The 12,548-nt window shown below is 63.5% G+C and carries 14 protein-coding genes; 5 read left to right on the top strand and 9 right to left on the bottom strand.

Going from position 1 to position 12,548, the window contains the following annotated elements; genetic code table 11:
* Positions 1–23: 23 nt before the first annotated feature.
* From pdxH to dinG, 5 genes are all read right to left on the bottom strand, one after another.
* Positions 24–671: a pyridoxamine 5'-phosphate oxidase gene (gene pdxH, locus H620_RS0113275; RefSeq protein ID WP_023379070.1), complete on the bottom strand. Its 648-nt coding sequence runs from the start codon at positions 669–671 to the stop codon at positions 24–26.
* 19 nt (positions 672–690) lie between these two features.
* Positions 691–1,680: an OmpA family protein gene (locus H620_RS0113270; RefSeq protein WP_023379069.1), complete on the bottom strand. Its 990-nt coding sequence runs from the start codon at positions 1,678–1,680 to the stop codon at positions 691–693.
* A 99-nt stretch (positions 1,681–1,779) separates the two neighbouring features.
* Positions 1,780–2,925 (bottom strand): EstA family serine hydrolase, encoded by a 1,146-nt coding sequence (locus H620_RS0113265; protein WP_023379067.1) that lies wholly within the window; start codon positions 2,923–2,925, stop codon positions 1,780–1,782.
* A gap of 72 nt (positions 2,926–2,997) precedes the next feature.
* Entirely contained in the window at positions 2,998–5,250 is a 2,253-nt protein-coding gene (locus tag H620_RS0113260; RefSeq protein WP_027907485.1) for a beta-galactosidase, read from the bottom strand.
* 81 nt (positions 5,251–5,331) lie between these two features.
* The gene (gene dinG, locus H620_RS0113255; RefSeq protein WP_023379064.1) at positions 5,332–7,476 is read right to left on the bottom strand and encodes an ATP-dependent DNA helicase DinG; all 2,145 of its coding nucleotides are present in this window, start codon (positions 7,474–7,476) and stop codon (positions 5,332–5,334) included.
* Between the two features lie 98 nt (positions 7,477–7,574).
* On the opposite strand from dinG, the gene H620_RS0113250 reads away from it, so the two are divergent.
* Positions 7,575–8,039, top strand: a complete 465-nt coding sequence (locus H620_RS0113250; protein WP_027907484.1) for a CopD family protein — start codon at positions 7,575–7,577, stop codon at positions 8,037–8,039.
* 59 nt (positions 8,040–8,098) lie between these two features.
* Here the strand turns inward: H620_RS0113250 and H620_RS0113245 are convergent, their stop codons facing one another.
* The 4 genes from H620_RS0113245 to H620_RS0113230 form a co-directional block, all read right to left on the bottom strand.
* Entirely contained in the window at positions 8,099–8,857 is a 759-nt protein-coding gene (locus tag H620_RS0113245) for a hypothetical protein (protein ID WP_023379062.1), read from the bottom strand.
* Complete coding sequence (locus H620_RS0113240; RefSeq protein WP_023379061.1) at positions 8,850–9,125, bottom strand: DUF1145 domain-containing protein; 276 nt, start codon at positions 9,123–9,125, stop codon at positions 8,850–8,852. Before H620_RS0113240 ends, H620_RS0113245 begins: the two co-directional genes overlap by 8 nt.
* A gap of 97 nt (positions 9,126–9,222) precedes the next feature.
* Positions 9,223–9,942, bottom strand: a complete 720-nt coding sequence (locus H620_RS0113235; RefSeq protein ID WP_027907483.1) for a PA1041 family peptidoglycan-binding anchor lipoprotein — start codon at positions 9,940–9,942, stop codon at positions 9,223–9,225.
* Between the two features lie 88 nt (positions 9,943–10,030).
* Positions 10,031–10,723: a PA1041 family peptidoglycan-binding anchor lipoprotein gene (locus H620_RS0113230; RefSeq protein ID WP_023379059.1), complete on the bottom strand. Its 693-nt coding sequence runs from the start codon at positions 10,721–10,723 to the stop codon at positions 10,031–10,033.
* 159 nt (positions 10,724–10,882) lie between these two features.
* On the opposite strand from H620_RS0113230, the gene H620_RS0113225 reads away from it, so the two are divergent.
* The 4 genes from H620_RS0113225 to H620_RS26490 are packed head-to-tail and all read left to right on the top strand — an operon-like array spanning position 10,883 to position 12,543.
* Positions 10,883–11,377 (top strand): DUF6231 family protein, encoded by a 495-nt coding sequence (locus H620_RS0113225; protein ID WP_027907482.1) that lies wholly within the window; start codon positions 10,883–10,885, stop codon positions 11,375–11,377.
* Positions 11,378–11,379: 2 nt separating this feature from the next.
* Positions 11,380–11,856 (top strand): YchJ family protein, encoded by a 477-nt coding sequence (locus tag H620_RS0113220; RefSeq protein WP_027907481.1) that lies wholly within the window; start codon positions 11,380–11,382, stop codon positions 11,854–11,856.
* A gap of 2 nt (positions 11,857–11,858) precedes the next feature.
* On the top strand, positions 11,859–12,335 hold the full coding sequence (locus tag H620_RS0113215; protein ID WP_023379047.1) for an LEA/WHy family protein: 477 nt from the start codon (positions 11,859–11,861) through the stop codon (positions 12,333–12,335).
* A 7-nt stretch (positions 12,336–12,342) separates the two neighbouring features.
* Positions 12,343–12,543, top strand: coding sequence for an SEC-C metal-binding domain-containing protein (locus H620_RS26490; protein ID WP_023379046.1), 201 nt, complete (start codon positions 12,343–12,345; stop codon positions 12,541–12,543).
* Positions 12,544–12,548: the final 5 nt, after the last annotated feature.

The following is a 12,548-nucleotide window of genomic DNA, read 5'->3' as shown; positions in this document are numbered from 1 at the left end:
GCCGCGCAGCGGCCCCTACGCTATCAGGGAGCCAGGCGCTCGCGCAGCCACTGGCCATCGACCAGACGGTAGTTCAGGCGATCGTGCAACCGGCTCGCACGGCCCTGCCAGAATTCAATGCGCTCCGGCAACAGGCGATACCCCCCCCAGTGCTCCGGGCAATGTGGCTGGGTGTCGGAGAACCGTGCCTCGGTCGCCTTGACCAGGCCCTCCAACTCTTCACGCCCGGCAATCACCCGACTCTGCGGGGAAGCCCACGCTCCCAGGCGGCTGCCCAGCGGACGCACTTGGAAGTAGTCGTCCGACTCCTTGGCCGTGACCTTCTCGACCCGACCTTCGATGCGCACCTGACGCTCCAGCGCCGGCCAGAAGAACGTCATGGCGGCGAAGGGATTGGCCAGCAGTTGCTGGCCCTTGGCGCTGTCGTAGTTGGTGAAGAAGGTGAAACCGCGCTCATCGAGGCCCTTGAGCAGCAAAACGCGGCAATGAGGCCGCCCCTCGCCATCGACGGTGGCCAGAGTCAGGGCATTGGCCTCCACTGGCGGCTGCTCGGTCTTCACCGCGTCGGCAAACCACTGGTGGAACAGGGCGAACGGCTCAGCCGGTGCCTGGGCTTCGGCCAGGCCATCACGGGTGTAGTCGCGACGCATATCGGCCAGGGATTGGGTCATGGCTGCGTTTCCTTGAAGATCAGTTGGTCTTCGCAGGGCTGTTGGCGGCGACTTTCTTGTCGACCGTGGTTTTCTTGGCGACGGGCTTGGCCGGCGCGGCTTTCTTCTTGGCAGTAGCCTTGGCGGGTGCCTTTGCAGGTGCCTTGGCCTTGGCCGCCGGCTTTTTCGCCGCGGTCTTGGCAGCAGGTTTGGTGTCAGTGGCCTTGGCAGCGGCTGGCTTGGCGTCCTGCACAGCGACCAGGGACGCCGGGCTCTGTGCCGGGGCGGCTTGCTGGTACTTGGCCAACAGCGCAACCATGGTGTTCTGTGGCGTCAGCAGCATTTCCACACGGCGGTTGAGGGCGCGGCCTTCGGCACTGTCGTTGGCGGCGCGCGGCATGACCGACCCCATGCCCTTGAGGGTCAGGCGGTCACGCTGCAGGCCGCTGAGGCGGAAGATCGCCGACACCGAGGCAGCGCGCTCCAGGCTAAGCTTCTGGTTGGCAGCGGCTGCACCACTGTTGTCGGCATGACCCAGTACCAGCACGGCCGACTTGGTATCGCCCTCGACCGTCTTGGCCACCCGGGTGATAGGGCCCAAGGTGATTGGCAGCAACATGTTAGGTCGGTCAGGGTTGTAGGAACCATCCACCGGAATGGTCACAGCCAGCACATCCTCACGGCGCTCCAGTTCCAGCTTGCTACCCTTGATCGCTTCACGCACCTTCGGCTCGTACTCGTCCAGCCAGGCCTGGGTAGCCTTCTGATCGATCTTCGGTACGGCGGACGCCTTGGCTTGCTTGTCGTCACCACCGAATGGCCACCACCAGCGGCTGGCACTTTCGGACTTGGCGTCGGCCTTGGCCACTTTATCGGTGACGGCTGCCTTCACTTCCTGCTCGGCCACCTTGTCCGAACCGAAGGGCCACCAGCTATGGCCACTGTCCTTCGAGGCGTCCTGGGAATGGCTGGCACAGCCCGTGACAGCGGTCAGGCACAGGGCGAGTGCTAAGGTTTTATGTGAAGACATCAGCGATACACCATGAAATTAAAAGAAATTTTGCTCACGCGTTTCAGGCGTTGGCATTCAGGATAGTCAAAGGGACCGTGCAATACCCGCACAACCCGATCAAAGGCAACTGCCGAGCACCCTGACCAACTTCTGCGCACGGGGGTCCATCAGCACGTATGGACCCAGGGTATTGACCACGAAACCGAACGCAACGTCATGTTCCGGGTCGGCAAATCCGACGGAACCGCCGGCTCCCGGGTGCCCAAAAGCACGCGCCCCGAGCCCGAAGGTGGCATTGGCAACGTCGGGCTGGTCGAGCATGCAGCCAAGGCCGAACCGCGTCTGGGTCAACAGGGTGCGATCCTGGCCGAAACTGTGTTCGCGGGTCAGCTCATCGAGCAGTTCGGATTCGAGCAGGCTGCCGTCCAGCAGGCCGGCATAGAAACCCGCCAGGCTCCGTGCATTGCCATGGCCATTGGCCGCAGGCTGCTGCATGCGCCGCCATTCGGGCTTGTTGGTGCTGGTGAGGATCGCAGGCGGGTTGGTGAATGCGCGGGTGCTCAGCGCTTCTGGTTCACGCAGGGTGACCTGCAGCAAGCGTTGGGCGGCGGCGTCACCGGCGTTGCCTTTGCCACGGGCAATATGCGCCACGCGATGAAACTCTTCGTCGGCCAGGCCGACATGGAAATCAAGCCCCAGCGGCCGGGCGGTGCGGGCAACGATCGACTCGCCTGGACCACGGCCGTCGGCCCGACGAATGAGCTCGCCGATCAGCCAACCAAAGGTAATGGCGGCGTAACCATGCTCGGTGCCCGGTGTCCACCAGGGTGCCTCTGCTGCCAGGGCATCCACCATGGTTTGCCAGTCGTACAGGGCCTCGGCAGGCAGCAGCTCGCGGATGGCCGGCAAACCAGCACGGTGGCTGAGCAACTGACGCAGGGTGACGGATTCCTTGCCCGCCTGGGCGAATTCAGGCCAATAACGGCAAACCGGAGCATCCAGGGCAAGCTTGCCCTCCCCCACCAACTGCAATGCGGTGACCGCGGTGAAGGTCTTGGTGCAGGAGAACAGGTTGGCAATGGTGTCGCTATGCCAGGCCTGCTGGCCGTCCTTGTCGGCGCTGCCCGCCCACAGGTCGACCACGGTTTCCCCGCCCACCTGGATGCACAGGGCAGCGCCGCGCTCCTGGGGATCATCGAACAACGCGGCGAATGCTTCCCGCACTGCCTCGAACTTCAGCTCATAGTGACCCTGGATCTGCACCCGCCTGTTCTCCGTACGACCTTGCTGTCAAAGGCGTGCATTGTTTCAGTAGTTGGAGGTTTTGCAAACTGGCTATGGCCCGGTGGTCGCCGATACAGGCTTCTCCAGCCCGCTGCGAAACTGCCCAAGAACCTGCCAATTGCTCTGGCGCACCGACTCGACGAACGACAAATAAGGCACGTCGGTGATCGCGACCAGCCCCAGATGCCCGTTCTCGCCATCGAGCAGTCGACCACTGGCCGGCTGGTCGAGGTACTGGAACCAATGCGCACCGACGATCATCGGTTGTGCCATCGCCGCCTTGAGGAAGGTGCCATAGGCCGGTCCACGGTCCTCTTCACGCGCCACTTCCACCGGCCCCGGCCAGAAGGGGCCGCGGTCGCGGGAGCCGAACTGGAACTCAGATACCAGCACAGGCTTGTCCAATTCGGCCAGGCGGGCGAAGTCATAGCCATCTTCAGGCTTGAGGGTATAGAAGTTGAAGCTCAGCACATCGCAGAACTCGACGCATGCCTTGACTGCCTCTGGCGTGCTCACGGCATAGCGCCCGCCCAGCAGCAGGTGATTGGGCGCGTGCCATTTCAAGGCATCGGAAATGGTCTTGAAGTAGGTATCGGCGAATACCTGCTGGAAGTGCTGGTAATCGCGCTCGATTTCAGGGTACTCAGGGCTGGGCAATGGCGCCTCGAAACCTGGGTCTTCCATCAGCTCCCAGGCTTGCAAGTCAATGCCCCAGGCCTTTGACAGCCCTTCCTGGTTGCGGTACTTGTCCCGCAATTGCTTGAGGAAAGCACGCTTGGCCGGCACGTCGGTGGTCAGCCGCAGGGTACCGTAGGCCAGACCGTAACGGGCTTTGGGATCGTCTCCCGGGGCAGCCCAGGCGAGCTCGTTATCGGCGAAATAGCCAATCAGCCAAGGGTCGTCACGATGGTCTCGGGCGGCAATGGCCACGGCGCGCTCGGTGGCCATGGCAAAGCGCGGGTCGAAGGGGTCGGGCATGCGCCCCCACCAGTCCATGCCGGTACTGATGCTGGCGTAGTCGCCGATGATCGACAGCGGCAGGGTGTAAGGCATGCGCTTGACCTGGGCCAGCGCAGGGTCGCTCCAGTTGCCCAGCGTGTTGAAACCCCAGGCCTGCAACCGGTCCAGCGTATGGGCCTGCCAGCGCGCGGCATCCAGCACTGGCTGCGGGCAGCCCACCGGGGGCTGGTCGGCTGCACCGGCACCGCACGGCTGGCCGTAGGTGCGCTGCAGGTTGGCGGCATAGAAGTCGAACCAGCGCCCCTTCTTGAAGCCGCGACCTTGCGACGAGGCATTGCCATCGTCATTGTTCCCTTCGCCATAAAAAGCCGCCAGGGGCTCGCCCTCGGCCGGTAATGCCTTGAACATGGTTTCGCGCCCCGCGACATAGGTGCGCCCGCCATCGGCAGCCACCGTATTGACGCCCAGCGAGAAGAACGGGTGGCCATCGGGAGTCACCAGGTACCAGCGTCCGGCTCGTTTCTCGGTGCGGAAGAACCCCTTGGCTTCGAAGGCCGGACCGGCCAGCAAACCGCCGTAGTTGTCCAATGGCTGCTTCTGGCGCTCGGCCAGCCACCCTTTGAGCTGCTGCCGCTCCCGCTGATCGGCCACCTTGAGCTGTTCGTCATCGACGATTTTCTCCGGCCAGCGAGCCCGGGTGGATTGGCCATACGCATCGATCAGCTCGCGATAAGCGGCCTGGTACGCCTTGTCGTCATCCTGCAGGCCGACTTTCTCGATCAGCAAGTTCTGCGCAACCTTGGGGCCGGGAATGCTCAGGCTGACCGACACCACCTGCTTGAGGTCGACTTCCCCGGCACTGCTGGCCAGCAGCAGACGCTGCCCTTCATGGGTCCAAGGCATTGGCGGGCCGGCACGCATACCCTGGTTCAGGGGCGAGCTCGCCTTCAGCGGCATCATGACGGTCTGCGCCGGCCCGGCAGGCAGGTCGATACGGCTGGTCAACGTGCGGCCATCAGCGCCCTGTACGGTGACATCCACGGTCAGCGCCCAGTCCATTGCGCTTTGCAGGCGCAGGGTCAGGAACCGACCGGCGGACCAGTCCCAGACACCGCTTTGTGGGCTCAGGCGCAGCGTCGGGCGCGCCACCGGGTTGAACACCACCCGCCGCAAGACTTCGCCTTCGGCCGTTTGCTCCGCGTTGTACTGGGGCATGCTGGCATCGTCGGTCACCACGTTGACCACCGAGGCCGGGCGCACGAAGCTGAAAAGCGTCTGTTGTCCGGCCAGCAGCGGCGTGCTGAACAACAGGGTGAGAATGGCGGGCAGGGTGTGGCGGATCATAGGGCTGGGGCTCTCCTTCAGGGCCCTCATGAGCCCACGTCCGGGTAATGGACAACGAGCCGGTGCATCGTGCTCCGGCCGTTACGAAATCTCCCGCCGGAATGGCGGCAGCGCATTGAGAATAGCCTTGCCGTAGCGCTGGGTGACCAGACGCCGGTCAAGCAAGGTGATGACGCCGCGATCCTGCTCTGTACGCAACAAGCGACCGCAGGCCTGGATGAGGCGCAATGAAGCATCGGGCACGGCGATTTCCATGAACGGATTACCGCCACGGGCTTCGATCCACTCGGCCAATGCCGCCTCGACCGGATCGTCGGGCACCGCGAAGGGGATCTTGGCGATAACCACATGCTCGCAGTAGGCACCGGGCAGGTCGACGCCCTCGGCGAAACTGGCGAGGCCGAAGAGCACGCTGTGCTGGCCATCGTCGACCCGCGCCTTGTGTTTGTTGAGGGTTTCCTGCTTGGACAAGTTGCCCTGGATCAGCACCAGCTTGCGCCAGTCACGGTCCAGGCCATCGAATACGTCTTGCATCTGCTTGCGCGAGGAGAACAACACCAGGGCGCCGCGGGCATCCTCGACGATGCCCGGCAGTTCGCGGATGATCGCCGCCGTGTGTGCCGTGGCGTCACGCGGGTCGGCGCCCAGGTCCGGCACCCGCAGCAAGCCGGCATCACCGTGCACGAACGGGCTGGGCACGACGCAGGTCACGGCATCGCGGGGCAACCCCGAGCGCATGCGGAAGCGGTCGAACTTGCCAAGGGCCGTGAGGGTTGCGGAGGTCACCAGGGCGCCGTGGGCCACGTTCCAAAGGCTGCGGCGCAGCATCTCGGCGGCCAGGATGGGGCTGGCATTGACCTCGATGTCGAATAGCGCACCACTTTCGGCCAAGGTCAGCCAGCGGGCCATCGGCGGGCTGTCTTCAGGGTCTTCGGCGGTAAAGGCGGTCCACAGCTCCCAGTTGCCTTGGGCGCGGGTCACCAGGCTGCCGAACAAGGGGTACCACTCTTCGGCCTGATGGCTGGCGATACCGATGTTGACCTCGCCGTCCATACCTTCCTTGAGCAAGTCGGCCAGGCGTGTGAACAGGTCGTTGAGGCGGGCGAACCCTTTTTTCAGCTCGATTCCCGCTTCGCGGATCGCCTCGGGAACCACGCCACCTTCGAACCGATAACGTGGGCGTTCGCGGCCCTCCGTGTCCTCGCTGGGACGGAAGTCGGCGACCTGCTCGCACAGGGTGAACATGAACTGCTGTTGCGTGCGGATTTCCCGCGCCAGCTCTGGCACCTGCTCGATCAGCTTACCCAGATCGCCCGGCAGCGGGTGTTGAGCTAGCAGCTTGGTCAGGTTCTTGGCCGTCTGCTCCAGCCAGTCGGCGGTCGAGCGCAACCGCGAATAATGGGCGAAGTGGCCGATGGCCTTGTCCGGAAGATGGTGGCCTTCATCGAAGACGTAGACGGTGTCGCGAGGGTCGGGCAACACCGCACCGCCGCCCAAAGCCAGGTCAGCCAGGACCATGTCGTGGTTGGTGACGATGACATCGACCTTGCCCATGCCTTCCCGCGCCTTGTAGAACACGCACTGCTGGAAGTTCGGACAATGACGACCGGTGCACTGGCTGTGATCGGTGGTCAGGCGGGCCCAGTCCTGGTCCTCCAGTGCCTCGGGCCAACTGTCGCGATCGCCGTCCCAGCGGTTGCCGGCGAGCTTTTCGATCATGCTGTTGAACAGCTTCTGGCTACGCTCGTCGACCTCGATATGAAAACCCTCCTCCTCGAACAACTGGGCAGTGGCCGATTGCGCATGGCCCTCCTGCAGCAGTACATCGAGCTTGGACAGGCACAGGTAGCGGCCTCGCCCCTTGGCCAGGGCGAAGCTGAAGTTCAGGCCGCTGCTGCGCATCAGGTCGGGCAGGTCCTTGAACACGATCTGCTCCTGCAGTGCAACCGTTGCGGTGGCGATCACCAGGCGTTTGCCGGCCGCCTTGGCTGCCGGAATCGCCGCCAGGCTGTAGGCCACCGTCTTGCCAGTACCGGTACCGGCCTCCACCGCCACCACGGCAGGCTCGCCCGCCCGACGGCCTTCGTCGTCGCAGGCGATATCGCCGAGCACTTTGGCCACTTCGGCAATCATCAGACGCTGGCCATAGCGCGGCTTCAGGCTCTTGGCTTCGAGAAAACGCGAGTAGGCGCCCTGGATGGTGGCTTTGAGTTCGTTGCTGATCATGGTCTGCAAGCGCCCGGAGGGCTGGATATATTTTCAGTGTTTCGCATGGGGCGGCTATCATACCCCGCTATTGCCCTTTGTGCCGCATGGAGATCCGGATGCTAGCCTTTGCCTTGCCCTACACACTGCACGTTCTAGCGGCCCTGGTCTGGGTCGGTGGCATGTTCTTCGCCTGGCTGGTGCTCCGCCCGGCCACGGTTGCGACCCTTGAAGGGCCTGCCCGCCTGCGCTTGTGGGTGGAAGTTTTCCGACGTTTCTTCGGATGGGTCTGGCTGGCCGTAGCCATTTTGGCGATAAGTGGTATCGGCATGTTGCACATGCGCTTCAACGGTTTCGAAACCGCACCGCGCTACGTGCATGTGATGATCGGCGGTGGCATTGCCATGTTCGCCTTGTTCATGCGTATCCAGGCGCTGCTGCTGCCAGAGCTCAGGACTGCCGTGCAGGACGAGGATTGGTCGACAGGCGCTGCGGTACTGGCGCGGGTTCGCCGGATGGTGGGTATCAACCTGCTGCTGGGCCTGGCGGTGGTGGCGGTGGCCAGCTCGCGTCTGGTGCTGTAGACGCAGAGCGGCCACGGCCATGCCGTTAGGGCCTGCATGAAACGTCCTGAGAGCCTAGATCACAGCGGCTGCAGAATCAGCTCACCAGTGGCCCCTGCCAGGCCAGGTTGCCCTGGCTGCCCTGGACGACCATTGGCCCCGGCATCGGTGCGGTAGACCAGGCAGCCCTTGCTCGCCCCGCCTTTGCCGGCCTTGCCGGCAGCCCCGGGTTTACCGGGTGCGCCGCCATCGAGGCGGACCACGATGCGCTCCTGCGGGAAGCTCTGCGGGACGCTCAGGCGGATTCGCCCTCCCGGTGCGCCGTCATGGCCATTGCCGCCGTCATCGCCATTGCCCCCCCGGGTGGCCTGCCCCCAAGTGCAGCCACCAGCCTGACCATTGGCGCCATCCAAGCCGACGTACCCCGGCGCACCGGCACCGCCTCGGGCGTCGATGGCCAGACGTTCAGCCGTGATCGCATCGAGTCTCAAATCCAGGTTGCGACCGGCGCGGGCGGCCCGTTCATAGGTGCCGGCCGCCCCTGTAGCGCTGAATTCGCTGCCTTCCTCCAATCGAGCGGCGCGCGCCTGAATCAGCAGTGGGCTTTCCGATGGGGCGATGGCGATCCGGGCATCGCGCCCCAGTTCCAATTGATCGATGTTCAATGCTTTCAGCGACGCGGGCAGCATCAAGGTGGCCGAGTTGGCCAGTTGCAGGCGCTCCAGGTGCACGGTTGCCGACTTGTTCGGCAGACGCAACATGGAGTTGGCAGCGACTTGCAGGCTTTCGGCCTGGGCCAGGGGAGCGACCAATGCGGCCAGCAACATCAATTTATGCATGGCGCGGTGCCTCCTGCGGACGCGGAATGGACATGACATGGAAGATACCCGTCAGCAGAATCTGCAGACGGTCGAACCAGCGATGGCTACGCCCGCGCAGGCTGCCATTGAAGAACAGCATTTCAAGGAAATGCAGAGTCAGCAACGTGATGCCGACTGCGTTGATCAGCAAATTGAGTGGCAGCGGTTGCGGCTTCAACAGATTGAACAACACCACCCACCAGAAAAGGACCGTCAGGGCCTTGCCAAGGCCCAGGATGAATTTCATACCCGCCCCTACTTATTTATTGTTATGCCGTCGCATCCCGTTCGAGCGGGCTGCGCAGCTAACAGTAGCGTCAATGCCAAGGTTTGCGCCAGCGGCATCAATTGAGGTGCAGTTCCACCCGTCTGTTGAGCGCGCGTCCCTCCTCGGTGTCGTTCTCAGTCACCGGTTCACTTTCTCCACTGCCCTGGCTGGTGACTTTGGCGGGTGCAACACCCTGGCCAATCAGGTATTCGGCCACGCTGCTGGCGCGGCGCTCGGACAATGCCTGGTTGTAGCTGTCCGCACCCACGCTGTCGGTATGGCCAACCACCTTGATGCGGTTCACCGCCGGTTCGATGAGCCGGGGCACCAGGCTTTGCAGGCGCTGTTGGGCGGCGCTGGTGAGCTCGGCGGAGTCGAAAGCGAACATGACCTGCCCCTGATCATCCAGGGTGATCACCTCGGGCGTGGGCGCAGCTTCGCTGGCCGGTGCGGACGCTGGATACTGCGGTAATGGGCAACCCATGTGGTTGACGGGCGTGTTCGCCGGGGTATCGGGGCAGCGGTCGCGGCGATCGAACACGCCGTCTTCATCCTCGTCGCCATCCTGGGCATAGCAGATCAGGCCTCCGGCGATTGCGCCCAAGGCTCCACCTCCCGCGGCCCAGCCAGAGCTCTCGATCGCCCCCAGACCACCGCCTGCCAAGCCACCCAGCAGGCTGCAGACAGGCCAAGTCCTTTGATTGAGCGGCGCACTGCCATCACTGTGCGTAGCGCAGCCTGCGAGCAGGCTCGATGCCAGCAACAGCGGCAGTGCCGCCTTCGACATAACACTCATGGTGAATGCTCCTGTGTCATTGGCCGCAACCGGCTACACAGGAGTAAAGACGCGCCCGCGCCACTTCTCAAGACGCGGGCGCTGGCTGTCAACGCTGGATCTTGATCTCAGTGCGACGGTTCATGGCGCGGCCATCGGCCGTGGCATTATCGGCCACCGGCTGGGTCTCGCCGGCACCAACCACAGAGACGAAGCTGCTGCGCGGTACGCCTTGCTCGACCAGGTAATCCGTCACCGAGTGAGCACGACGCTCGGACAATTTCTGGTTGTAGCTGTCCGAGCCTACGCTGTCGGTGTGGCCAGTGACACTCAGCCGAGCGCTCGGCGCTTCCTGCTTCAGCCGCGCGGCGATGGTATTGAGTCGCTCTTTGTCCGCTGTCGTCAGGCGAGCGGAGTCGAACTCGAAGCGTACATCGCGAATGACGATGACTTCTTCTTTCTGGACCACGGCCTCCTGCACCACCGGAGCCGGTTCAGGTGGGCAACCATTGGCATCGACCTGCACGCCGCGCGGCGTGCCTGGACATTTGTCGCGGCTATCCGGCACACCATCGCCATCTTCGTCACCATCGCCATGAACCCAGCAATAGCCGGCCGCCATGGTACCGCCCACCAACGCGCCCCAGCCAGCCCAGCTGGAGCTTTCTATGGCGCCCAAAGCGGCGCCGCCCACGCCCCCGACGGCAGCACACTTCGGCCAGTCGGTTTTCTGCAAACCTGCACAACCAGTCAACACACTGGTGAGCAGTACCAGGGGTATCGCTGTGCGTACTATGCTCATTTTGTTGCGTCTCCTAGGGGGAATCGGCATATGGCCGATCCTTGGGAGTAAAGACCGCGCAATCCATCCCTGCCAGCGATAAGCCACGACGCGGCCACATGCCTCTTTGCCCACAGCCGACAGCCCGCTAGTCTTGGACGACCAGAATGAGGATTGGCAATGACCGACGGTTTTTCCCAACGCACCCCGCAACAAGCCCTGGCGGCCCTGCTAGAGCGCTTCACCCCGCAACGTCTGCTGCTGGTCGGCACGCGTTTCCCGGCCTTGGAGGCCTTTGCCCAGGCGCATCCCCAGGTACGGATAGAAACCGCTGCCGCCGGCCCGCTACCTGCCGAACTTGCGGCCCAACGTTTCGACCTGGCTGTGCTGGTGGACTGCCTGGAGCACCTGCCCAAGCGTGTCGGTCTGGAGTTGCTGGGCGGTATTCGCAACCTCAATGCCAGTCGAGTGGCAGTGCTGGCCGACCTGTCGGTATGTGGCTGGCAAGACACCGACTTCTTTGCCTTGGCGCTGTCGGCAAGCGAGAAATTCCGCCGCGATGAACAGGTATTGAGCCTGTTCACCTATGATCTACATGACTACAAGCAGGTCCCCGACTGGCTCAACGCCAAGTTCTGGGCCAACCCTGAAAACTTTGGCAAGTACTGGTGGTGATGATGAGTGTCTCGGTTTGCCCTTGCGGCAGCGGCAACCTGCTCGATGCCTGCTGCGGGCATTACCATGCCGGCACCCCGGCGCCGGATGCACAGACGCTGATGCGTTCGCGCTACAGCGCCTATGTGCTGGGCCTGATCGACTACCTGGTGGCCACCACCCTGCCTGCCCAGCAGGCGGGCCTGGACCGCACGGCCATGGCTGCCTGGAGCGCCCAGAGCACCTGGCTGGGTCTGGAGGTGGAAAGTGCCGAGGTATTGGGTGGCCAGCCCGAGCACGGCTTCGTCACCTTCACGGCGCGCTGGCATGACCAGGAGGGTGACCACCAGCATCGCGAGCGTTCGGCGTTCGTACAGCATGACGGACGGTGGTACTTCATCGACCCGACCGTCGGGCTCAAGGCCGGACGCAACGACCCCTGCCCCTGCGCCAGCGGGCAGAAATTCAAGAAATGCTGCGCCAGTTACGTGGGTAGCTGAACATGCTCGCCCTGGCCCGCCTGTCCGTACTCAGTGCGTTGCTGATGTTGCTGGCGGGCTGTGCCGGCTGGTGGCGCAGCGATTGGCGCGATCCTCAAGTGCATCTGGTCAAGGTCGAGACCGTGAAGGCCAGGTTGCTTCAACAGGAGTTCGTGCTGCATGTGCGCATCGACAACCCGAATGACAGCCGGCTGTTCATCCGCAACCTCGATTACTCGGTGCGGCTCAACAACTTGCTGCTGGTCGAAGATGAGGCCAGTTTGTGGCGCAGCGTCGGCGGCCATGCCCGGCGGACCTTCAAGATCACGGCTCGCACCAACCTGTGGGAACACCTCAAACCCTTGTCCAAGCTGCTCAAGAGTGGTGAGCCGCTGCATTACACCCTGCAGGGCGAGCTCAATACCGGGCTGCTCATCTTCCGAAGCCTGCACTTGTCGCGCAGTGGTGAGATAATGCCCGGCGATCTCAAACCGGAGTAACCCTGCAATGACTCAACAACCCCATGTTCATGGCCCGGACTGCAACCACGGTCACGATCATCATGACCACGATCACGGCCATGTACACGGTCCGCACTGCAACCATGGCCACCAGGAGCCGGTGCGCAATGCGCTCAAGGACGTCGGTCGCAACGACCCATGCCCATGCGGTAGCCAGAAGAAGTTCAAGAAGTGCCACGGTGCGTGAAGTAC

Origin of the sequence: Pseudomonas taiwanensis DSM 21245, from assembly GCF_000425785.1 — a bacterium.
GTDB classification, from domain to species: domain Bacteria; phylum Pseudomonadota; class Gammaproteobacteria; order Pseudomonadales; family Pseudomonadaceae; genus Aquipseudomonas; species Aquipseudomonas taiwanensis.
The sequence above is the reverse complement of the archived record's forward strand: the minus strand, read 5'-3'. Positions and strand labels throughout refer to the sequence as shown.